This window comes from Nocardia sp. NPDC059240 (assembly GCF_042753865.1).
Lineage (GTDB): Bacteria > Actinomycetota > Actinomycetes > Mycobacteriales > Mycobacteriaceae > Nocardia.
This window is the reverse complement of record NZ_JBHZAC010000001.1, coordinates 506,498-529,497: the sequence shown is the minus strand read 5'-3', so window position 1 is coordinate 529,497 and position 23,000 is coordinate 506,498. Positions and strand designations below refer to the sequence as shown.

Sequence of the window (23,000 nt, the reverse complement as noted above, 5' to 3'; positions counted from 1 at the left end):
CGCAGCGCTCAGATCTTCGCGATCCCGACACCCATCATCAGTGTCAGCGAATCGAACAACGGCCAGAACTCGACGATCCGGTCCCCCTCTACCCGCATGATGCCGCTCTCGGCCAGCGTGATCACCGTGCCCGTGGGTGGCGCGGACTGGAACTCGCCGGAATGGGTGCCCCGCCAACTCAACCGGGCCACCACCCGATCACCCTCGGCGATCAGGTCCTCGACGGTGTGCACCGAACCCGGGAAGCCCTGGGCGAAGGCGCGACCGACCGCACGGAATCCCTCCCGGTCGACACTGCTGCCGTCGGGCAGGTGCACCACCAGCGACTCGGCGAGCACTTCGTCGAGGGCCGTGGCGGGCGCGGTGCCCGCGGCGATGGCGTCGGTGATCGAATAGAAAGTGCGCACAAGGGTTTTCGGGTCAACGCTCATGGCCCGACGATAACCCCGCACCCGCGGCACAGGCGGCCGAACGCCCGCACTGCACAGGCCGTGCAACCGGCATAGGGTGGTCGGCGTCGTTCGTCCAGGGAGGGGATTGATCACATGAACGTTCCACAGCCACACGGGTATACACCGGCCCCCGCATGGCCGCAGCAGCCCGCAGCCGCGGGCGGGCCACCACAGCCCGGAAACATCGGCGGTCCACCACAAACCGGAAACATCGGCGGTCCACCACAAGCAGGAGTCGTAGGCGGGCGACCGCAGCCCGGAGTTCCACGCGGGCCGTCGCATCCGGGTCTGCCGCATGCACCCCGACCGCTGATCACCGCCGTCACCGGCCTCGCGCTGCTACTGGCCGCGCTCTCGACTGCCGTCCACTTCTTCTGGGGCGGCGGCACCTACAGTCTTTTGACGGTCATCCCCGCCCTGCAGATCCTGTCCGGGCTGGGTGCCGCCGTCGCCTGCTTCGTCGCGCGCGGCGGGGCCGCCCGCCCGGCCGCCGGTGTCGCGGCCGGACTGCTGCTGATCACCAACCTCAGCTTCCTGCTGCTGCACCTCGAACACGCCCGCTACTACTCCCTCGGCATCAACGGCAACTGGCTGACCATCCCCGCGACCCTGGGCGCACTCATCGCCATCGTCACCGTCCTCATCCCCACCCCGGACGGCCGCACGGCGACACCATACGGCTCCCCCACCGGCACGAATCCCGCACCCGGACAACCGTATTCCGCCTCGCAGGCCCTCTCGCTGGCCGCGCCCGCCGCGCCCGCCGGGACAGTCGGGACAGTCGGGACAGCGCCGACCTGGCAGCAGCAGCCCGCCGTTCCCTCCGTCCCCTCGTACTCCGGCACCCCTGCATACCCCGGCAATCCCGCACAACCTGGCAATCCCACGTACCCCGGCACTGCCGCACCACCCGACAGTCCCGCCTACCCGGGCGCTGTCGCTTACCCCGGCGATCCCGGGCACCCAAGCGACCCTGGATACCCAAGCGACCCTGGATACCCAAGCGACCCTGGATACTCGGGCGATCCCGGGTACTCGGGCAGTCCCGGGTACCCGGGATCGCCGGGTCACTCGGCTTACGGAACCCACCCTGGCGCCTCGGACTACCCGGGCGGGGCGGGGCAGGCTGCCAACCCCTTCGGGCCCGGCCTGCAGTAGTGACCCCGACACCGGCGCAATCCCTGGACCGGTCGCGAATTTCACTGGGCGCAACCGGGTTTCGCCGGTAGCGTGCCCGCCATGGCGGTGAAGAGCAACAGCTATCTCGATCAGGTCGTGGCACAGCAGGCAGAACTCGAGGAGGACCTGCGTTCGGGTCCGGCGCGGTCGGCGACCGCCCCGGCGGGTGGCGCGCTGGCCAAACGCGCCGGGCGGGTCGGCCCGGCTCCCGAGCACACCCCGCAAGGCGCGGTGGAGGTGCGCGTGAGCGGGTTCTGGCGTTGGCGCACGGTGTTGGTGCCGCCCAACGCGTTCGTCGTGCACACCCGCCGCGGCATCGCCGAGCCCCTGCATATCGGGTTGGGTGTGTCGTTCCGGTTCAACCCGGCCACCGACTCGTATCTGGTGGTGCCCGGCGCGATTCAGACGATCCTGATCAACGCCTACTGCATCTGCTCGGAACTGCAGGGTGTGCTGGTGCAGGGGTATGTGCAGTGGATCATCGACGATTTCGCCACCGCCTACCGCAAACTCGACTTCGCCGACCCCGCCGATCCGATGCGTCTGGTCAATGTGCAGTTGCGTGAGCAGGCCGAGGCCGCCATCAAGGACAAGGTGTCGACGATGGCGGTGCGTGATGTGCTCTCCGACAAGCAGCCCATCATCGAGGAGTTGACCGCGCGGCTGCGCACCGTCGCCGAGGGCAGCGGGGACGGTGGGGTGCGCGGGGATCGCGGGCTGGGGCTGGCGATCGTGACCGTGCAGATCAAAGAGGCGGTGGTGTCGTCCAACACGCTGTGGGAGAACCTGCAGAAGCCCTACCGCAGCCAGCAGAACCGGGTAGCGCGACTGGCCGAACTCGACGCGCAGGAAGCCGTCACCACCCGGGAAGCCGAGGCCGCCCGCACCGGCGAGGAACGCCGCATCGAGAACGAACGCGAACTGGCCGAACTGCGCGCCCGCAACGACGCTGCCCGCTTCGACCGCGACACCGGGGAACGCCTGCGCCGCACCAGCCGCGAACACGATGTGGAACGCGAAGTCGCCGACCTCGCCCAGCAGTCCGCCCTGCACGCCCTGCGCCTCGAACGCGACAAACACGCCGAACAGCTCGAGAATGCGCGGCTGCAGCAGGAACTCGCGCGCCTGCGACTCGACGCCGAACTCGCTCTCGCGCACGCCAAGACCCGCGCCGCGCACGAAGCGTCACTGCTCGGGCTCGAACGCGACCGCCTCGGCATCGACAACACCAACCAGCGCAGCGCCGCCACCGTGCAGGCACAACTGATCGAAGCGCTGCCCGTCATCGTCGCAGCGCTGCCCACCCCGACCGAATTGAAATCGGTGCAGATCGGCGGCGACAGCAACGGCCTGGCCGGCCTCGCCGGTCTCGTCACCCAGTTGCGGGAGATCGTCGCCGCCGTGCGCGACACCCCGAACCCCTGAACCGGTACCCGGAGTCCCAACCAGCACAGTGTCATCCAACCCGCGCGGCGTCATTCGTGGGGTGCGGTCGTGGGGGCGGCGGTCGTGGGGCGGCAGCGTCATCCGTGGTGGCGGCGATATACCGCCGCCGCCCCCGGATGCAACGCGACCGTGCCCGTGCCGATCAACGAGCGCGCGTCCAGGAACTGGGTGCCCGCCGCCTCGGCGGGCACCAGCGAATCCGCGTGTGTGAGCAGCACTTCGGTCAACGCCGCCACCGTCGAATCCGCCAGATTCGCCGAGGCGACCAGCAGATTGGCCACCCCGATCGTGTGCACCGCAGGCATCCCCGGATAGGTGCCCGCCGCGATCAGCACCGGGTCGTAGAGGTAGCCGAACCGTTCCCGCATCGCCGGGGCCAACGGCCCGAGATCCAGCAGCCGCAACCCGTTCAACGCCGCGGTCGGCACCCCACCTGCCCACAACAACGCCTCCGAACGGCCCTGTGTGAGCGCCGATACCGCTTCGGGCAACGGCAGATGCGTCACCGTCACCTCCTCCACTCCCACTCCGGCCGCCGCCAGCAACTTCACCCCACTCGCCGCCGCTCCCGACCCGGTCGCCCCCAAATTCAGCCGTGCGCCTCGGAGATCCGCGACCCCGCGAAAAGTGCTGTCGGGAGCGACGGCCAACTGCAGATAGTTCTCATACACGCGCCCGATCGCGGGTGGCCGCTGCGGGTCCTCGGCCAGCGAATCCGCCAGCACCAGCGCAACATCGGCGTTCCCTGCCGCCAGCAGCATCAAGTTTTCCCGCGACCCCGCCGTCGTGAGCACGTGCACCCGGATCCCTGCCCCGGCAGCCTCCCGCGCCAGCAGCACCGCGAACGCATGATAGAAACCGCCCTCCTCGCCGGCCGCCAATCGCACCGTCATCGCATCACCCTCGCGCGCGCACCCCGCCGACAGGGCCGATACCCCCGCCACGGCCAGTACCGTTGCGCCACTGAGCAACTGGCGCCGCGTGATCATGCGATCCTCCCGTTCTCCGCGGGCGCGGCGGGCAGGCGGACGACGACCGCGAGACCGTGCGGGTCGACGGCTCGCACCGACAAACTGCCGTGCCGAGAGCTCGCCAGCGCGGCCGCGATCGGCAGGCCCAGCCCGGACCCGGTGTGGCCGCTGCTGCTCGAGCCGCGGAAGAAACGGGTGGAGAGCTGATCGAGTTCCGCAGCGGGAACACCGGTCCCATTATCGGCCACGGTGATGCCCACCCAACCGGGGGTCGCGGCCACCGTCAGTCGCGTCGTGGTGCCGGCCCCGGCATAGCGGCAGGCATTCGACAGGGGCACATCCAGGATCTGAGCCAGGATGTCGGCGCTCACCGCGGCCACGGCGACACCCGGCCCGGAGGTGGACTCGACGCAATCGCGCACGGCCGCAGGCGAAGTCTGCGGGGTGGCAGGCGCGTCGGTCGGGGTCGCACCGGCAACAGCGCCGACTTGGGCAGCGGGCGCGGGCGCGGGATGCGTGAATGTGGTCGCCGTAGGCTCGGCGCCGGTAGCCATACCTGTGAGAGGCTCGGCGGTCGTGGGGCCCGCCGAGGCGTGTACGGCCGAGGTTGGAGTGGGGGTGGCCGTCAGAGCGATGCCCGCCTCGGCGAAGGCGGTGCGCCACGCGTCGATACGGTCCTCGACCACCGCCATGGCGTCACAGTGCTGGGTGGCAGATGTGGTGACCGGATCGAGATCGGTGCCCTCGGCCACCGCGAGACTCAGCAGCCCATCCAGCAGCCCGGTGAGCCGCTCCACCTCGCGGGTCGCGCCCCGAAACGTCGCCGCCGCCGCATCCGAGATCGCCGGTTGCAGCGAATCAAGTCGAATGGTCAACGCGGCCAGCGGATTTCGCAGCGCGTGCGCGGTGTCGTCGATCAGGCGGCGTTGGGCGTGCGCGGAATCACGCACGGCAGCGGCCATGGAATCGAAGGATTGCGCGACCGCCCGCAACTCCGGGGGTCCGCCGTGGCGGCGGGTGACGGTGGCGCGCACACGCGGTCGCGGCAGCGAAGCGGTGAGTTCGGCGACCGCCACCGACAGTCCGGCCAGCGGCCGCAATACCCACCGCGACAGCCACCATGCCAGCACCCCGCACACCGCCAGCGCCGCCAGCGCGCCCGCCGCCACGATCAGCCACACCCGGGTGATGTCGGCGCGGGCCGTCGACGTCGACGCGATGATCAGGACCGCGCCCTCCACCTGCATGTCCGAGCCGACCGGCCGCGCGATCAGCAGCGGGTCGGGACTCCACGGCCGCAGCCGGGTCACGGTGGCGGGCCGTTGATTGCGGCGTGCCGCCGCAAGCGCCGCCACCACCCGTGGGTCGCTCGCGTCGACCCCGGCGTTGATCACCGTGGCCCCGCGTGCGTCCACGATCAGGACCGCTTCGCCGTAGAGGTCGTGGAACCCGGCCACCTCCATGCTCAATGCGCGGTGGTCGCCGAGTTCCTGTGCGGTGCGTGTCAGGCTCGCGAACCGTTCGGCGTCACCGCCGCGCCCCGACACCAGTTCCTGGGTGCGGCTGGTGGCCGTGGTCAGGCACAGCGGTACCGCGAACGCCAGCACCGCCAACGCCGCGAAACCGGTCAACGCGATCAGCAGACGGCGGCGCATCGGCTCACGCGCCCCAGCGGTAGCCGTAGCCGCGGATGGTGGTGATCAGGCCGGGCCGATCGAGTTTGGCGCGCAACCCGGTCATGTGCACGTCCAGTGACCGCGACACCGCCACGAACGCGTCACCCCAGATGCGGTCCATCAGCTGCTGGCGGCTGACCGCGGTGCCCGGCCGTGCCGTCAACACTTCGACCAGCGCGAATTCCTTGGCCGTGAGCGCGATCTCGACGCCGCCGACCTGCACGCGGCGCGCGGTGAGATCCACCCGTACATCCGCGTACTCCACCACGCGAGCCTCGTCGGGGGCGGCGGTGGCGGGCTGGGAGCGGCGGGTCGCGTTCTCGAGCCGGGCCAGCAGTTCGGCGATGCGCGGCGGTTTGATCACGTAATCATCGGCGCCGCCCCGTAATCCGCGCACGATCGAGCGTTCGTCACTGCGCGCGGTCAAGATCACCACCGGGACCGTGGTGACCTCCCGCAACTGCCGCAACACCGTCAGGCCGTCCGCGTCGGGCAACCCCAGATCCAGCACCACGGCGTCGAATCCGCGATGCGCGGTCAGCACATCCGCGCCCCGGCGCATCCGTACCGCCTGGTGCCCGCGCACGGTGAACGCCTCGACGAGCGCCTCCCCGACCCCGTCATCGTCCTCGACCACCGCCAACCGCATGGCTCCGATTCTCTCCTCCACGACAAACCGATCGGTCCCCGCCCTGGGGGTGTGCTGCCCGCGGACCCGTACCCCGGGCAGTACCAGCCACTCTCAGCGCGCCGGGATCTGCTCGGTGACTGCCGGGTGCGCGACCTGCGCGGCCTCGGGTGCGGCAGCGGCGGCTTCCTCGGCGTCGATGGTGGAGGCGGTCGCGGTCTCGCGCATGAAGAAATACGTCACCAGCGAGATCAGCACACACCCGGACACGTACCAGAAATACAGCGACTCGTGCCCGGCCTTCTTGAGCGCCAGCGCGATCATCTCCGCGGTGCCGCCGAAGATCGCGACCGTCAGCGCATACGGCAACCCGACACCCAGCGCGCGAATACGCGTCGGGAACAACTCGGCCTTCACGATCGCGTTGATCGAGGTGTAGCCGGTGATCACCACGAGTGCGCCGAGCATCAGCGCGAACGCCGCGAACGGATTGGTGGTGTCACCCAGCAGCGTCATGATCGGCACCGTGCCGAGGGTGCCCGCGATGCCGAACCCGATCAGCAGCTTGCGCCGCCCGATCCGATCCGACAGCGCCCCGGCGATCGGCTGCAGCACCACGAACACCAGCAACGCCACGAAATTGATCCACGCCACCGTCGATTTCGCGATCCCGGAGGTGTTGACCATGTATTTCTGCATGTAGGTGGTGTAGGTGTAGAACGCGACCGTGCCGCCCAGCGTCAACCCCACCACCAGCAGGCATTCGCGCGGATACCGTGCCAGCACCCGCAACGACCCCTGACCCGAACCGGTGCCCGCGGATTGCGTGGTGGCGCGGAAGGATTCGGATTCGTCCATGCCGCGCCGCAACCACATCACGATCACCGCCGCCGCGGCCCCGATCAGGAACGGGATCCGCCACCCCCACGCCGAGAGCTGCGCGGCGCTCAGCACCTGCTGCAACACGATCTGCACGCCGAGTGCGATCAACTGCCCGGCCACCAGCGTCACGTACTGGAAACTGGAATAGAACCCGCGCCGCCCCGCCGAGGCCACCTCCGAGAGATACGTTGCGCTGGTGGCGTATTCACCACCCACCGACAACCCCTGCAACAGTCGCGCCAGCAGCAGGATCACCGGCGCCGCCAACCCGATCGAGGCATACGACGGTGTCACCGCGATCAGCAGTGAACCACCGGCCATCACCGTCACCGACAACGTGAGCGCGCTGCGGCGGCCGAACCGGTCGGCGTAACGACCCAACGCCCACCCGCCGATCGGGCGCATCAAGAATCCGACCGCGAAAACCGCTGCGGTGGAAAGCAATTGGGCGGTCGCGTCCCCGTCGGGAAAGAACGTTTTCGCGAAGTACACGCTGAACGCCGCATACACGTACCAGTCGTACCATTCGACGAGATTGCCGATCGAACCGCGCATCACATTCGCGACCACCCGGGCTTCCCCGGACGCGTGGGTCCTGCTCACAGATCTTCTCCCTCACCAGCGACGCGGTGGCGCCGTCGCCTCCGCGGGCTCCACTGTGTCGCCCGACACACCCCCGCCCCAACCCCTCACCCCGATTCCTAACGCTCCCTTAGGACGATCACCCCCGTGCGCGGCGATCCACGCCAATCCCGCCCGCGCACCCCACCGCGCGCCTTACCGTCTGAGAAGGCTCGAGTGGTGTGAGTGGAGCGAGAACTGTGATGAATCAACCCGATACGTCCCCAGCCGCCTTCCAGGCGACCGTCGCGATCGACCCCGACGCGATCGCGGTGCGCAATATCGGCGGCAGCGAGAGCCTCACCTGGGGGCAGTACGCCGCCCAGGTGCGGGAGATCGCCGCCGGGCTGGCCGCACTCGGGGTGGGACGCGGGGACACGGTGGCGTTCATGATGGCCAACCGCGTCGAGTTCTACCCCCTCGAGGTCGGGGCGCAACACACCGGAGCGACCTCGTTCTCGGTGTACAACACGCTTTCCGCGGAGCAACTGCACTACGTGTTCGCCAACGCCGGCAACCAGGTGGTGATCTGCGAAGCCCAGTACGTGGACAAGATCCGCGCAAGCGGGGTACCGATGCGCACCATCGTGTGCGTCGACGCCCCCGCCCCGGGCACCCTGACCGTCGGCCAACTCAAACAACTGGGGCGACGCGACTTCGACTTCGAGGCCACCTGGCAGGCGATCACCCCCGACGACATCGTCACCCTCTGCTACACCTCCGGCACCACCGGCAACCCCAAGGGCGTCGAGATCACCCACGCCGCACTGGCTTTCGAATGCCACGCCTACGCCTCGGTCATGCCCGTCGACTACGGCGACCGCATCACCTCGTTCCTGCCGACCGCGCACATGGCCGACCGCGTCACCAACCTCTACATGCACCAATACTTCGGCACCCAGATCACCGTCGTCCCCGACCGCACCCAACTGCCGGCCGCCCTCGCCGACGTGCACCCCACCATCTGGGGTGCGGTGCCGCGGGTGTGGGAGAAACTCAAAGCGGCCGTGGAATATTCGGTCGCCGCCGAAACCGACCCGGCCCGCCGCGCCGCCCTGGACTGGGCCCTCGAGGTCGCCGCCCGCAAAGCCGCCGCCCAACTGGCGGGGGTACCCCTCGACGAGGTCCAAGCCGCCGAATGGGACCGCGCCGACGCCGCCGTACTGGGGGCATTGCGCGCCAAACTCGGCCTGGATCAACTCAAATGGGCGCTCTCCGGGGCCGCGCCCATCCCGCCGGAAACCCTCGGCTTCTTCTTCGGCCTCGGCATCCCCATCTCCGAAGTGTGGGGGATGTCGGAGCTGACCTGCATCGTCAGCGTCGCCCCGCCCGGGCAAGCCCGCCTGGGCACCGTCGGACGCCTGCTGCCCGGACTGCAATCACGCATCGGCGAGGACGGCGAATACTTCGTGCGCGGCCCGCTCGTCATGCGCGAATACCGCAAGGAACCCGACAAGACCGCCGCCACCCTCGATGCCGAGGGCTGGCTGGCCACCGGCGACATCATCACCGAGGACGCCGAGGGCTACCTGCGCGTCATCGACCGCAAGAAAGAACTCATCATCAACTCCGGCGGCAAGAACATGTCCCCGGCCAATATCGAAAACACCATCAAAGCCGCGACCCCGCTCATCGGCGCACTGGCCACCATCGGCGACAACCGGCCCTACAACACCGCACTCATCGTCCTGGACGCCGAATCCGCCGCCCCCTACGCCACCCAACACGCGCTACCCGACTCCTCGGCGGCCGCGCTGGCCGCCGACAAGGACCTCATCGCCGACATCGCGCGCGGGGTCGCGGCGGGCAACGCGAAACTCTCGCGCGTCGAACAGATCAAACGCTTCACCATCCTGCCCGTCTTCTGGGAACCCGGCGGCGACGAAGTCACCCTCACCATGAAACTGCGCCGCAAACCCATCGCCACCAAATACGCCCAGCAGATCGACGCCATGTACACCCCCACCCTCAGCGAGGGCGTCCACGAACCCGACACCACCACCGCCTGACCCGGCCTGCTCGGGTCACCGGGGCACCGCGTGCCGTGTCAGGGGTGGTAGCCGAGCCCTCGCCACCCCGAACATGCTGGCGCGCAACCGGACTCGGTAACATCGGGCTACCCGCTGCCGCCGTGCGGGATTCGCGGGGACGGGTGTGCGTATAACCGGGATATCAGCACCAGCACGGCGCCCACCGGCGGAGGACCGGTAGGCGCGGTGCCCGAGGCGGACCCGCCGGGTGCGACGCATCCAGGGGGTGGCCACCATGAACCGCATCCGCCCGGCAGACGAAATCCCCGACGCCACCAGCGAATCCGACAGCCGCGCCGCCGGTGACGCCGCCCTGTTCGCGCTGCTGCTCGCCGAACGCTTCGCCGGACCCGCCTGGGAGCTCGCCCGCACCGAAATGGCCCGCTACAGCCTCGGGGTGCTGCGCGGCTGGCTGGCCACCGGCCACATCCGCGCCGAACTGCGTGCCGTGGGCCGCGGCGCCGACCTCACCGCCGCCGAAATCCACCGCCTCGCGATCGACGACCACTTCCGCGACGACCTGCTCGACGCCACCGTCGCGGTCGCCCTGCACGACTTCCGCCGCCGCGCCCTGCTCGGCAACGGCTGGCGGCCCGGCGAAGCCGCCATGACCACCTATCTGACACGGCGCTGCCTCTACGCCTTCCTCGACGAACTGCGCATCCACCGCCGCGCCCAGCAACGCCACCAGCGCACCATCGACGCCGTCACCCGCCACGAAGCCGCCCGCCCCGAATCCGACCACTACGCCGTGCACGACAGCGTGCGCGAACTCACCGGACGCGACCGCCTCCGCCACCAACTCGCCCAACTCGACGAACGCGACCGAAACATCGTCTGGGGCAAGGCCGCCGGACACACCAACGCCGAAATCGCCGAAATCTTCGGCGAATCCGGACCCCGCACCGTCGAACGCCGCTGGTCGGCGCTCATGGCCCAGCACGACTGGATCGCGCGCCTGGGCCGCACCCCACGATGACGTGGCCACCCACCGACAACCCCGCACCTCGGGAGAGACCGTGCTCTACGACAGCCACCACCGCCACGGCGGCAGCCCCCGCCGCCGCATCGAGGACCTCCTCGCGCAATCGTCCTTCGGCACACCCGGCGCCACCGCGGTCCGCGCCGCGACCCCCGCCCCCGACGGCGAACACGTGGCCCGACGCGCCCACAACCTCGCCCACGGCCCCGACCCGCGCCTGCACCACCACTACGCCGACCGGCTGCGCGTCAGCGACCAGGCCATCGCCTCGGACCGCACCCCCGAATTCGCCTACCGCACCCCAGGATCGGCCGACAACCAGGACTGGCAGCTGTCGTGGCTGCCCGGCCGCCGCCTCACCCACCGCCAAGCCCTGCTCGGCGTCCTGCTCGACGACCTGCTGTCCAACCTCGACCTCGTGCACGACACCGCCAGCCACGACCTGGCCCTCGGCGCCGCCGCCGGCCTGGGCATCGACGTCCACGACGCCGTCGTCGCCCTCGCCGGCCGCACCGCCGCCCGCCTGCACGGCCTGCACCCGCGCGACACCGTCACCACCGGCGCACACACCCACTGACCCACACACCCACTGGCCCACACACCCCGACACACGAGAAAGCCTGCCGCACATGCCCATCCAGCCCGGCCCGCCGACGCCGCCGAACCCCGGGCCGCATCACCCCGGCCCCGACCCCGACCACACCGCTCAACCAGACCACGCCGATCGTGCCGACAATGAACCGCCGCAGCGAGAGCCGTCGTCGTGGACCTGGCCGGTGAGCATCAGCGTGCTCGCACTGGTCGCGATGAGCTTCGGGTTCGTGTGCGCGCTCATCGGACTCCACGTGCCGCCCGGGCAGGCGAGCGCGATCACCATCGCCGTGGTGGCGGGCATCATCGCCTGCGTACTACCCCGGCGGCGAGACCAGTGACCGAAGGCCTATCTTTATCCCGGCCCTTCATAACAGAGCACTTGCTCTGTTATGGTCGGTGAGTGCCCCGCCCCCGCATCCACGACCCGGACCTCGTGCTCGACGCCGCCGAGGCCCTGGCCGTGGCGTCGGGCCCCGCCGCGGTCACCATCCGCGCGGTCGCCACCGCCACCGGCGTCTCCAACGGGGCGCTGTATCACAGCTTCGGCTCCCGGGCGGAACTGGTGGGGCGCACCTGGATTCGCGCCGCCCACCGGTTTCTGGCATTGCAGGCCGAACTGGTCGAGGCTGCCGGGGACGGCATCGAGGCGGTCATCGCCGCCGCCGAGGCACCCGCCGCATTCGCCGCGGTCTATCCCGCCTCCACGCAGCTGTTCTTCCGGGTCCGCCGCGACGAGCTGCTCGGGCACGACCTGCCCGAGGCCGTGCGCGCCGAACTGGCCGCCACCCAGAAAACCCTCGTGGCCCTGATGAAAACCCTCGCACGGCGACTGTGGGATCGCGGGGACGCCGCCGCCGTCGACACCCTCACCCTGTGCCTGGTCGACCTGCCGACCGCGATCCTGCTCGACCGCGACCGGCTCACCAATCCGATTGCCCGCCACCAACTACGCGCCGCCGTCCGCGCGGTCCTCGACATCGGACCCGCACCCGCCTGAACACCCCCCGCATCCGCCTGAACACCCCAGGAGACCACCCATGCCCACCCTGACCCACCTCGACAAGATCGCCGTACTCGACCTCGGCGACACCGAGAACCGTTTCACCCCCGAGACCCTCACCGAGATCAACACCCACCTCGACACCGTGCTCACCGACGGCAGCCAAGCCCTGCTCACCACCGCCACCGGCAAATTCTACTCCAACGGCCTGGACCTGGACTGGCTCTCGGCCAACGCGGAGCGCGCCGAATGGTATGTGGCGCAGGTGCAGTCACTGCTGGCGCGGATGCTCACCTTCGCGCTGCCCACCGCCGCCGCCCTCAACGGGCACGCCTTCGGCGCGGGCGCCATGCTCGCGCTGGCCCATGACCACCGCGTCATGCGCGCCGACCGCGGCTACTTCTGCTTCCCCGAAGCCGACATCCGCATCCCGTTCTCCCGCGGCATGGCCGCGCTCATCCAAGCCAAACTCACCCCCCGCTCGGCGATCGCGTCTATGACCACCGGGCGGCGCTTCGGCGGCGCGGACGCGCTGGCCTACGACATCGTCGACGCCACCGCCGACCTCGACACCCTCACCGCTGCCGCCACTGCGATCCTCACCCCGATCGGCGCCAAGGATCACACCACCCTGGCCGCCATCAAGACCGTCATGTTCGCCGACGCCGCCGCAGCCCTGGCCGGCGCCTGAACGAAACCCTCAGCGCGCCCGGCGGACCGCGAACACCGCCAGGCGCACCCGATTGTCGGCACCGGTCTTGTCCATCAGATGGGCGAGATGCTTCTTGACCGTCGTCACCCCCAGATGCAGGCGCTCCGCGATCTCGCCATTGCTCAAACCCGCACCCACCAACTCCAGCACCTCGACCTCACGCACGGTCAGATCGACTGCCGGGGAAGGCATTTCGGCCGGGGACGCCACGGCGCGGGCGACCAGACGCCGCAACAGCGGCGGGGAGAACAACAACTCGCCCTCCATCACCCGCCGAATCGCGGCGAGCAACTGATCAGGATCGGTGTCCTTGACCAGATACCCGCTCGCCCCCGCCGCCAACGCCGGGAACAGATGCTCGTCATCATCGAAGGTGGTCAACACCAGCACCTTCGGCACCGGCCCGCCCCGGCCCAGCAGTTCCCGGGTCGCGGCCACCCCATCCATCCCCGGCATCCGCAGATCCATCAACACCAGATCCGGGCTCACCTCCGCCGCCACCCGCAACGCGGCCACCCCGTCCGCGGCCTCCCCGACCACCTCGAGATCCGCGGCCGCCTCCACCAGCATCCGCAACCCCGCCCGCACCAGCCGCTGATCATCCACCAGCAACACCCGGATCACCGCCCACCTCCGGACATCTCGGAGGTGGCGGGCTCGGAGGTGGCGGGCAACTGCGCCTCGACCAGCCACTCACGGTGGCGGGCAGCGGCTGAGAGTCGCCCGCCCGCGAGCTCGGCGCGTTCACGCATCCCGACCAGCCCGTGGCCGTGGATCGCCCGCGCCGCGCCGACCTGGTTGCGCACCCGCAGCCACACTCCGCAGTCGTTGCGCGCCACCACGATCGAGACCGGGGCGGTGCGGTCGGCATGCTTCATCACATTCGTCGCCGACTCCTGCACCAGCCGCAACAGCGTCAACCGGGTGACGGCGTCCAGGCCGTCGAGGTCGGCGTCGATCTCGGCACGAACCTCGAAACCGCCCTGGCGCACCCGCGTCACCGCCGCGTCGATCTCGGCGCGCACCACATGTGCGTCCAGCAGGGGCACCGCATCCAGTCCCGGATCCCGCAACGCCGCCAGCAGCCGCCGGATATCGGTCAACGCCCCCGAAGCGGTATCACCCACATCGTCGAGGACCTCACCCACGCGCGGGTCGACCTCCCGCAGCACCCGGCGAGCGACCTTGACGCGCAACACGATCGAGGCCATATGGTGGGCCACCAGATCGTGCAGCTCGCGCGCCAGCGCGGCGCGTTCCTCGGCGCGAGCACGGATCTCCGCATCGGCGGCGCGCGCCCGCAGGCTCGCGGTCAACTCCCGCTGACCGCGCAGATACAACCCCAGCAGCACCGGCAACCCGACATAGGCGGCCGCCTCCACGAACGTCGCGCCCCGCCAGAACCCCGGTGCGTGCCCGCCCCAATGCCCGGCCACCCACGCGCACGCCCACACCCCCGACGCGAGGACTGCCGCGCGGCGGCCCCCACGCGTCACCGCCTCCACCACCGCCAGCGCACCCAGATACGGCACCAACTCCGAAGGACCCCACGCCGGGATCACGAACATCGGCACCGCCAACACCGACAGTGTCACCGACATCGCCGGCGGCCATCGATCACCGATCGCGAACACCACCCCCGCCACCACAGCAAGCACCCAGTAAACGATCGGGACGCGGTACTCGCCGGGAAAAGTGCTCGCCGCCAACAACGCCGGGATCAGCAGCAGCGGCAGGAAACGCGCGGCCTTCCAGCGGATGGTCCGGGAGCGGAGGTCGATCACGCCTCCACGGTAGAGAACCGGCACCCCGCTCGCCGCACACGGGTCGCGATAGCACAACAATTGCCCAGCCACAAGACTCCCGTGGCCGCAATCCGCACCCCGAACGCGGCCCAGGGGAGGAATCGCGGCACGTGCACAACCGGAAGCCTGGACACCGACCCTGCCGCGACCGAAACCCGGCCGCGACTCGAACCCGCCGTGCCTCGAACCTGCCGCGACCCGCGCCGACCGAGCCCGCGCCACCGACCCCAGGAGCACCCGTGATCTCGCGACGACGCCTGCTCGTCACCGCCGCCGCCCTCCCGCTGGCCCTGACCGCCGCCGGCTGCACCCGCCCCACCCGCTCCAGCGGGTCGAGCGGCCCGCGCCCGCTGCCGATCCCGCCACTGGCCGACTCGCACGTCGATACCGCCGGGGTCCGGCACTTCAGCCTGACCGCGCAAACCGGCAGCACCGAGATCAAGCCCGGAATCACTACGCCCACTTGGGGATACAACGGATCCATCCTCGGCCCCACCCTGCGCGCGCGACGCGGGGAAACCGTGTCGATCACCGCCACCAACACCCTGCCCGAAGCCACCAGCGTGCACTGGCACGGCATGCATGTGCCCGCCGCCAGTGACGGCGGCCCGCATCAGATGATCGCCCCGGGCGGCACCTGGACACCGCAATGGTGCATCGATCAACCCGCCGCCACGCTCTGGTACCACCCGCACCCGCACGGCGCCACCGAGAAACACGTCTACCGTGGGCTGGCCGGACTGTTCTACCTCGACGATGACGACAGCGACCGCCTCGACCTGCCGCGCCGCTACGGCATCGACGACATCCCCCTCGTGCTGCAGGACCGCCGTCTCACCCCCGACGGGCATCTCGACGAAACCCTCACCAGCAGTTACGGACTGCTCGGCGACACCCTCACCGTCAACGGCGCGATCGCCGCCCATCACGACCTGCCCGCCCGCCGCGCCCGGCTGCGACTGCTCAACGGCTCCTCGAGCCGACTGTTCAACCTCGGCTTCGACGACCACGGCTTCACCCTGATCGCCACCGACGGCGGCCTGCTCACCACCCCGGTCCCAATGACCCGGCTGCAACTCAGTCCCGGCGAACGCGCCGAAATCCTCGTCGAACTGCCACCCGCGACGAGCACGACCCTGCGCGCCTACCCGGTCACCACCCGCACCGGCATCGACCGACCCGAACGCTTCGGCTTCGACGACACCTTCGACGTCCTCACCCTGCGCGCCACCGGTAGTCCCGCATCCGCCCCCGCACTGCCCGCCACCCTCACCACGATCACACCCCTGGCCCCGGCGCTCCCCGTCACCCGCAGCTTCGACCTCAAATGGTTCATGATCAACGGCGCCAAGATGGACATGAACCGCATCGACATGACCCTCACCACCGGCGCCACCGAGATCTGGGCGGTCCGCAACCTCGAGAACTGGCCACACAACTTCCACGTCCACGACACCCAATTCCAGGTCCGCACCATCGACAACGGCGCGCCCCCACCGGAATTGGCGGGCTGGAAGGACACCGTCTACCTCGAACCCGGCCGCACCTACGAACTGGCCGTGCACTTCCCGGGCCCCGCCGACCCCGCCCACCCCTACATGTACCACTGCCACCTGCTCCACCACGAAGACCAGGGCATGATGGGCCAATTCCTGATCCTCGACCCCGGCCAGCAACCCGCCTACGTCCCCGCACCCATGGGCGAGATGGGTATGGACCACGCGGGGATGGATCACGCGGGCACCGGCGACCCCGGCATGGGTGACATGCCGATGGGCGGCGGCACACACGGCGGCCACTGACACCCACCGCGAACAGCGAATCCACCAGGCCACCGACGTGGCACCAGAGCCGCAGCGTTCGCCACCACCGTGGTAGGCAGGGGCCGCCGCCTGCGCGTACGCAGCGTGTGCGGGGTCAGCCGGCCGAGTCGGGCCCCGACGCCGTGTCGTGTCCGCTGTCGGCACCCGAGGGGTTGCTCGGATCCGCCGCACGCAGATGCGCGATCAGCAAGGCCGCCACCGCATCCGGGCGCTCGGCCTGCAGGAAATGCCCGCAATCGGGGAGCTGCGCATGCGATACCCCGGCATGCTCGGCCAGCACCCGCTGCAGGGCAGGCGACATACAGCCGTCGCGCTGCCCGGCGAGCGCGAGCGTCGGCAACGCGGCGGGGGCGGCCATCACTATCCGGCTGAACTCACGAGTTGCGCTGTGGCCCACCGCGAACAGCGACCGGTAATAGCGCGTCGTCGCCCACGCGCGCACCGGATCACCGAACACCGCAACCACCGGCGCGAACTGCTCCTCGGTGAACGCCCAGCCCGGAGACCAGCGCCGCCACAACGCGCGCACGAACGCCGCGTTGTCGCGCACCAGCAACCGGGGCGAGAACGGTGAGGCCATCACCGGGATATACGACGACAGCCACATCTGCCGGGGCAACTGCCGCCACATGCCGGGCGCGACGCCGTCACCGAACGGGGGAATCGCCAACAGCGTCAACGACTCCCACCGGCCCGGATCCTGCTGCGCCAGGATCATCGCCACGAACGCACCCCAGTCGTGGCCCACCAGATGCGTGTGCGGCGCACCGATCTGCGCCTGCCACGCCGCCACATCCGCACTCACCGCCATCAGGTCGTAGCGGGCGCTACGGTTCGCCGAACCGGCGGTATAGCCGCGCAGCCACGGCGCGAGCACCTGATACCCGGCCGCCACCAGTGCCGGGATCACGCCGTCGAACGTGTGCGGGGTGTCGGGAAACCCGTGCACGAGCACCACCAGCGGGGCGTCGGTGGCACCGAAACGGCGCGCGGTCAACCGCAATCCGTCGCGGTCGAGGGTCAGCGTGGATTCGGTGAGATCGACTGTCATGCTCGCTCTTTCGCGCCTGCGGGAACACGTGACCAGGGGGACACGTGCCTGCCGGAAGTAGGGTCCTGCGGAATATCTCGGTCAGCGGCCCTTCCACACCGGGGGACGCTTCTCCACGAACGCGCGCATGCCTTCCCCGGCGTCCTGCGACGACAGCGCCGCCGCCGCGACCTGCCCCTGTTTGGCGAACGCCTCACCCACCGACCAGTCCGGGGCCTGCTCGATGATCTGCTTGCTGGCGTCGATGCTCAACGGTGCGTTGACCGCGATCCGTTCGGCCAACACGAGGGCCGCCTCCAATGCCTTGCCCGGTTCGGCGACCTCGTTGATCAGCCCGATCTCGGCGGCGCGTGCCGCGCTGATCGGGTCACCGGTCAACGCCAACTCCATCGCGATCGCGCGCGGTAGTCGCTGCGACAGGCGCAGCACGCCACCACCGACCGCGACCAGGCCGCGTTTGACCTCCGGGATCCCGAACGTGGAATTCGAGGCCGCGACGATCAGATCAGCCGCCAACGCCAGCTCACAGCCGCCCGCCAGCGCCGGACCCTCCACCGCGGCGATCAACGGTTTGCGCGGCGGCACCGACACCACGCCCAGAATGCCGCGTTTCTCGGTGACCGGGACCTCGCCGCGCGCGGCAGCCTTGAGATCCATTCCGGCACTGAAATATCCGCCCGCACCGGTCAGGATCGCGATGCGCGCGTGCGGATCGGCCTCGTAGGCGTCGATCGCACGCTCCAAACCCAGCGCGGTCGCCCGATCGATGGCGTTGCGGGCCTTGGGCCGATTGATCGTGATGATCATGACGTGGCCGCGGCGCTCGATGAGCACCGGCGCGGGCGGTGCGGGCGGCAATGCCACCGCCTCGCTGCCGCGCACACTCACCGATTCACCCGACACCGTGACCGGCAGCCCCAGCCAGTCACTCTCGGTCAAGGCCGTCAACACCTCGGAATCGCTGCTGCGCAACAGTACTCGCGCCCCGTCGGGGGTGAGCAGGCTCAGGATCGCGGCTTCGGGGTTCCCGGCACGGTCATACGGCAGCGTGTAGGCCTCCACCACCGCCTCACCCTCGTAGCCGGTGCGGGTCGGGCGGGTCGGGGGATGCTCGATGACCGGGGTCAGATGCCGATACCCGTGCCGCGGCGGCGTCGCGGAATACACGCCCAGGGCATGTTTGGTCAGATACCAGCCCAGCGAGGTCGCCAACCCGAAGGTGTCCGGTTCCGCCCGCAACCGGCCCACCAGCGTCGCCACCGCGTGCCCGCCGTAATTGTTGCCCGGCCCGCCGCCGAAGGTCAGCCCGCCGGTCACCGACAGCGGCCGCTTGGGATCATCCAGCGGCAAACCCAATTCGCGCGCCGCGATCTGCACCGCCACCGGGAAACACGCGTACAGGTCCACATGGGTGAGGTCCTCGGCGGTGATCCCGGCATGATCGAAGACCGCCGCCCCCAGGGCGTGGATCGCCGGGGAGGCCGCCAATTCGGTGCGTTCACTCACGAACCACTCGTCGGTGCCCGAGGCGCCCGCATGCAGGAACACCCACTTGTCCTGCGGGATCCCCGCCGCCTCCGCCGCGGCCGCCGAGGCCACGATGATGCCCGAGGCCATATCCACACTCAGATTCGCGCACTCGAGTTTGGTGTAGGGCGTCGAGATCATCCGATTGTCGTCGGTGACGATCCCGATCTGCTCGGCCGAGAACTCCTGCGGCTGCCAGGCATTCGGATTACCCGCCGCCACCGCCGAAAAACGCGACCACAACTGCGCGACCGCGCCCGCGTGCGCGCCGACAGACCGGCCCAGCCGGCCCCGGTTCGCCGATTCCAGCAGCGCGTACATATTGATCGGGGCCTGCAACCCGGCCGCGGACTCCGCGGCATTGTTGGCCGGTTTGTCGATCCCTACCGTGCGCGTCGGTGCCACCGCCGAATCCTGCACCGGCCACGACAATTCGATCCCGGCGCGCTGCGCGGCGGCCTGCGTGGCCCCGGCCTCCGCGCCCGTCACCAGCACCAGCTCGTAGTCCCCGGCCGCGATCGCCGCGGCCGCCTCGTTGAGCACCAACTGCCCGCCGTCACCACCGAAGGGACTCGACTGCACCGTGTCCACCCCGCGCGCACCGACCGCGTCGGCCACCAGCGCACCCAGATCCCGGTACTGCCACGACGTCGGCGCCACCGCGAACACCGCGTCCGCACCCGCCAACAACGACTGCCCGGCCCCCGCGTCATCCGCGGCCGCGCGCAGCGCCCGCACCGCCAGCGCCGCCGGATCGGCATACGAGGCGTCAGGAGTGCGTTCGACCACCTGACCGACCCCGATCAGCACCGGCGTCGTCGGCGCCAGCACCACCCCGGAAGCCCGATGCCGCACCGCCTTGCGCTGCGGCCGCCCCGCCTCCGGTGTCCCGGTGGCGCGGGCGGCGGCCAGCACCGGCGGCAGCGCGGCGAGGGACTCGGTCAACGCCTCACCCAGCGCGCGAGCCACCGTCGCCCCCAGCGGCCCCTCGATCGGCTGCCCCGACAATCCCGCATCCAGATACACGATCGACCCGGACCCGTTGGGCACCACCGTGATCCACAACCCCAGCCCCAAACCCTGCGGGCCGGCCCCGCGCAACGCCAGACCACCGTCACCGACCTGCGTGACCGTCCACGCCACATCGGCGGGGATCCCCATGAACTTCGCGACCTGCGTGTACTCCACCCCCACCGCGGCCACCGCGGGCGGATCGCCCCGCCAGCCCGCATGGAACACCACCCACTCCGGAAGCCGCTGCAACTGCACCAGATACGCCAGCGTCGCCGCCGCGCCCGTGTCGAGCTCGGCCTGGGCGTGCGCGGTGCGCGGATACGCCGACAAACCCTCGGGCAGCACGTGTTCGGCCGCCACCGCCACCGATTCGCCGCCCTGCCCGGTGAATCCGGCGATCAGCTCGCGCACGATACGGGGATCACGGCGCACACTGCCCAGCAACGCCCCGCCCGCACGCAATCCCTTGCGCACCGCGGCGCTCTTGTCGAGCCCCTGCTCCACCACCGCACGCAAACGCTGCATTCCCGGCACCGCGGTCACGGCCCACCTCCTCGCTGAGGGTCCAAACACCATCGCGCTTCACGGTATCGGCGCCACCCGCCCACCGAAAGGGTGAACACCGTTCATCGGCCGACTTCGCACCCCCTTCAACCGAATTCACGTCACCCCTACCCACCCCCAACGCGTAAGCGTAGGCTTACGGTTCGTGGGTACTTACCAAAGCGTCGCGCTCGACGCCCTCGGCGACCCGACCCGGCGCGCCATCTTCGAACGCCTCGGGCGGGGCCCCTGCGCGGTCGGCGAACTCGCCGGTGAACTGCCCGTCTCCCGGCCCGCGGTCTCCCAGCACCTCAAGGTGCTCAAGGCCGCCGGACTGGTCTGCGACGAAGCCATCGGCACCCGGCGCGTCTACCGGCTCGACCCGCGCGGCATCGACGCCCTGCGCACCTACTTCACCCACTTCTGGTCGACATCGCTGTCGGCCTTTCGCGAGGAAGCCAACCGCCAAGCCCGCCAAGAAGATCCAGCCCTCCAGCAAGATCCAGCTCGCCACGAACATTCCCAGGAGCAGCCATGACCAGCCGCACCGATATCCCCGCCGTCACCCTCGAACTCACCGTCGACGCACCCCTCGACCAGGCCTACCGCGTCTTCACCACCGGCATGGACAGCTGGTGGCCGCGCGAACACCACATCGGCTCCGGGCCGCTGCAAGAAGCCGTCGTCGAACCCCGCCTCGGCGGCCGCCTCTACGGCCGCGAAGCCGACGGCACCGAATGCGTGTGGGGCCGCGTGCTGGCCTGGACCCCACCCACCCACTTCGCCTTCTCCTGGGACATCACCCTCGACTGGCAACTCGAGACCGACCCGGCCCGCACCAGCCGCGTCGATGTCACCTTCACCGCCCTCGACGACGCCCACACCACCGTCACCCTCGTACACTCCGGCTTCGAAAACCACGGCCCCGGCTGGGAATCCATGCGCGCAGCCGTCAGCGGCCCCGGCGGCTGGCCCGCCCTCGCCGACACCTACGCCCGCGCCGCCGCCGCCTGAACCGCCCGATCCCTCACAGCTCGCGGGAGAACCACACCTGATCGCGCAGCGGCACGCCGTCCACCTCCAGCCCCGGCGGATACCCGGCGGCCTCGGTGAACACGTCCGCCACCACCCGCGTCATGCGGAACCCGCACCGCTGATAGAACCGCAGATTGCCGATATCGGCGGTGGCGGTGGCCACCTCGAGCCGCGTCACCCCCGCCACGGTGGCCGCCGCCGCCACCTCATCGATCAACCGCCGCCCCAGCCCGCTACCCCGGAACGCCTCGGCGACCGCGGTATTGACGATCTCCCACACCGCCGCATCCGACTCCGGCGCGGCCTGGATGTGCCCGACGACCGCCCCGGACCCGGTGCGCGCCACCCACACCCGGCCCCGGTCGAGATAGGAGGCGAGCACCTGCTCGGAATCTTCGGCCAGCCGGAAGGAGAACACGATCTCCCCGCGATCGCCGAGGAACTCCTCGCACACCACATTCCCCAGCAGCGGCGCGTCCGCGGCGGCGGGCGGCACCATGATCACCATCCAGCCATCGGGATCGAGCACCGCGAACGCCCCCAGCGCGGGCCACCACGGATTGTCCGGAACCACCTCGGCCACACCATGATCGGCCAGCCGTTGACGCAACGCGCCCGCGTCCTCGCGCAGATACAACACCAGCGCGTCCTCGGCATCGGGCGCCCGCTCGGGCACCGCCCCGTCCAGCCGCACCAACTCCAACTGCGCCGAGGCATCGGGCAACCCGAACACGAACCCGCTGTACTCGGCGTGATCGGCGAACTCGAACAACGGTGCCAGCCCGAGAATCTCGCGATAGAACACCGCACACTCGACCAACCGGTCGGTCGCGCGCGCGAACCGCGCCGCCGTCAAAGGCAACCCGACACCACCGGACACCGCACCGGAATCTGCAACACCCACAGCCAACTCCTCCTCACAGCCCACGACACCCGCCATCCAGCATGCGCGAACCCCGCCCCCACAGCCACGGCTTTACCGCACTTCGCACCCCTTCACCGGCGTACGCAGTCTCTCCCGCATCGCGG

Annotated in this window: 21 protein-coding genes; 11 read left to right on the top strand and 10 right to left on the bottom strand. The window is 70.1% G+C overall.

Annotation, left to right across the window (positions count from 1 at the left end; translation table 11 throughout):
* Nucleotides 1-8 precede the first annotated feature (8 nt).
* A complete protein-coding gene (locus ACFXHA_RS02615) occupies nt 9-431 on the bottom strand; it encodes an ester cyclase (RefSeq protein ID WP_379352257.1) in 423 nt (140 codons plus the stop codon).
* 114 nt (nt 432-545) lie between these two features.
* Between ACFXHA_RS02615 and ACFXHA_RS02610 the strand changes: the two genes are divergently transcribed.
* Together ACFXHA_RS02610 and ACFXHA_RS02605 are read left to right on the top strand one after the other, a co-directional pair.
* Nucleotides 546-1,610, top strand: a complete 1,065-nt coding sequence (locus ACFXHA_RS02610) for a hypothetical protein (protein ID WP_379352256.1) — start codon at nt 546-548, stop codon at nt 1,608-1,610.
* Nucleotides 1,611-1,691: 81 nt separating this feature from the next.
* Nucleotides 1,692-3,056, top strand: a complete 1,365-nt coding sequence (locus tag ACFXHA_RS02605; protein ID WP_379352255.1) for an SPFH domain-containing protein — start codon at nt 1,692-1,694, stop codon at nt 3,054-3,056.
* A 98-nt stretch (nt 3,057-3,154) separates the two neighbouring features.
* Here the strand turns inward: ACFXHA_RS02605 and ACFXHA_RS02600 are convergent, their stop codons facing one another.
* The 4 genes from ACFXHA_RS02600 to ACFXHA_RS02585 form a co-directional block, all read right to left on the bottom strand.
* The gene (locus ACFXHA_RS02600; protein WP_379352254.1) at nt 3,155-4,066 is read right to left on the bottom strand and encodes a TAXI family TRAP transporter solute-binding subunit; all 912 of its coding nucleotides are present in this window, start codon (nt 4,064-4,066) and stop codon (nt 3,155-3,157) included.
* A complete protein-coding gene (locus ACFXHA_RS02595; protein WP_379352253.1) occupies nt 4,063-5,703 on the bottom strand; it encodes an ATP-binding protein in 1,641 nt (546 codons plus the stop codon). The genes ACFXHA_RS02600 and ACFXHA_RS02595 overlap by 4 nt, the downstream gene beginning before the upstream one ends.
* A gap of 4 nt (nt 5,704-5,707) precedes the next feature.
* Nucleotides 5,708-6,373 carry a response regulator transcription factor gene (locus ACFXHA_RS02590; protein ID WP_379352252.1) on the bottom strand — a complete coding sequence of 222 codons (666 nt, stop codon included), beginning with the start codon at nt 6,371-6,373 and terminating at the stop codon, nt 5,708-5,710.
* Nucleotides 6,374-6,466: 93 nt separating this feature from the next.
* Nucleotides 6,467-7,789: an MFS transporter gene (locus ACFXHA_RS02585; RefSeq protein ID WP_379353421.1), complete on the bottom strand. Its 1,323-nt coding sequence runs from the start codon at nt 7,787-7,789 to the stop codon at nt 6,467-6,469.
* A 269-nt stretch (nt 7,790-8,058) separates the two neighbouring features.
* On the opposite strand from ACFXHA_RS02585, the gene fadD11 reads away from it, so the two are divergent.
* From fadD11 to ACFXHA_RS02555, 6 genes are all read left to right on the top strand, one after another.
* A complete protein-coding gene (fadD11, locus tag ACFXHA_RS02580; RefSeq protein WP_379352251.1) occupies nt 8,059-9,864 on the top strand; it encodes a fatty acid--CoA ligase FadD11 in 1,806 nt (601 codons plus the stop codon).
* A 229-nt stretch (nt 9,865-10,093) separates the two neighbouring features.
* Nucleotides 10,094-10,864 (top strand): RNA polymerase sigma factor, encoded by a 771-nt coding sequence (locus tag ACFXHA_RS02575; protein ID WP_379352250.1) that lies wholly within the window; start codon nt 10,094-10,096, stop codon nt 10,862-10,864.
* A 40-nt stretch (nt 10,865-10,904) separates the two neighbouring features.
* Nucleotides 10,905-11,444, top strand: coding sequence for a hypothetical protein (locus ACFXHA_RS02570; RefSeq protein ID WP_379352249.1), 540 nt, complete (start codon nt 10,905-10,907; stop codon nt 11,442-11,444).
* Between the two features lie 52 nt (nt 11,445-11,496).
* A complete protein-coding gene (locus tag ACFXHA_RS02565; RefSeq protein ID WP_379352248.1) occupies nt 11,497-11,799 on the top strand; it encodes a hypothetical protein in 303 nt (100 codons plus the stop codon).
* 62 nt (nt 11,800-11,861) lie between these two features.
* Nucleotides 11,862-12,458, top strand: a complete 597-nt coding sequence (locus tag ACFXHA_RS02560) for a TetR family transcriptional regulator (protein ID WP_379352247.1) — start codon at nt 11,862-11,864, stop codon at nt 12,456-12,458.
* A gap of 40 nt (nt 12,459-12,498) precedes the next feature.
* Complete coding sequence (locus tag ACFXHA_RS02555) at nt 12,499-13,152, top strand: enoyl-CoA hydratase-related protein (RefSeq protein WP_379352246.1); 654 nt, start codon at nt 12,499-12,501, stop codon at nt 13,150-13,152.
* A 9-nt stretch (nt 13,153-13,161) separates the two neighbouring features.
* On the opposite strand, the gene ACFXHA_RS02550 is transcribed toward ACFXHA_RS02555, so the two are convergent.
* Nucleotides 13,162-13,797: a response regulator gene (locus tag ACFXHA_RS02550; protein WP_379352245.1), complete on the bottom strand. Its 636-nt coding sequence runs from the start codon at nt 13,795-13,797 to the stop codon at nt 13,162-13,164.
* The gene (locus ACFXHA_RS02545; RefSeq protein WP_379352244.1) at nt 13,794-14,957 is read right to left on the bottom strand and encodes a sensor histidine kinase; all 1,164 of its coding nucleotides are present in this window, start codon (nt 14,955-14,957) and stop codon (nt 13,794-13,796) included. Before ACFXHA_RS02545 ends, ACFXHA_RS02550 begins: the two co-directional genes overlap by 4 nt.
* Nucleotides 14,958-15,217: 260 nt before the next feature.
* Here ACFXHA_RS02545 and ACFXHA_RS02540 point away from each other — a divergent pair, with 260 nt between their 5' ends.
* Nucleotides 15,218-16,780: a multicopper oxidase family protein gene (locus tag ACFXHA_RS02540; protein WP_379352243.1), complete on the top strand. Its 1,563-nt coding sequence runs from the start codon at nt 15,218-15,220 to the stop codon at nt 16,778-16,780.
* Nucleotides 16,781-16,895: 115 nt separating this feature from the next.
* Here the strand turns inward: ACFXHA_RS02540 and ACFXHA_RS02535 are convergent, their stop codons facing one another.
* Nucleotides 16,896-17,852, bottom strand: coding sequence for an alpha/beta fold hydrolase (locus ACFXHA_RS02535; RefSeq protein WP_379352242.1), 957 nt, complete (start codon nt 17,850-17,852; stop codon nt 16,896-16,898).
* Nucleotides 17,853-17,933: 81 nt separating this feature from the next.
* Nucleotides 17,934-20,936, bottom strand: coding sequence for a crotonase/enoyl-CoA hydratase family protein (locus ACFXHA_RS02530; RefSeq protein ID WP_379352241.1), 3,003 nt, complete (start codon nt 20,934-20,936; stop codon nt 17,934-17,936).
* 166 nt (nt 20,937-21,102) lie between these two features.
* Here ACFXHA_RS02530 and ACFXHA_RS02525 point away from each other — a divergent pair, with 166 nt between their 5' ends.
* Nucleotides 21,103-21,474 carry an ArsR/SmtB family transcription factor gene (locus tag ACFXHA_RS02525; RefSeq protein WP_379352240.1) on the top strand — a complete coding sequence of 124 codons (372 nt, stop codon included), beginning with the start codon at nt 21,103-21,105 and terminating at the stop codon, nt 21,472-21,474.
* Nucleotides 21,471-21,950 (top strand): SRPBCC family protein, encoded by a 480-nt coding sequence (locus tag ACFXHA_RS02520; protein WP_379352239.1) that lies wholly within the window; start codon nt 21,471-21,473, stop codon nt 21,948-21,950. The genes ACFXHA_RS02525 and ACFXHA_RS02520 overlap by 4 nt, the downstream gene beginning before the upstream one ends.
* Nucleotides 21,951-21,963: 13 nt before the next feature.
* Here ACFXHA_RS02520 and ACFXHA_RS02515 read toward each other — a convergent pair whose 3' ends face one another.
* Nucleotides 21,964-22,875, bottom strand: a complete 912-nt coding sequence (locus tag ACFXHA_RS02515) for a GNAT family N-acetyltransferase (protein ID WP_379352238.1) — start codon at nt 22,873-22,875, stop codon at nt 21,964-21,966.
* Nucleotides 22,876-23,000 lie beyond the last annotated feature (125 nt).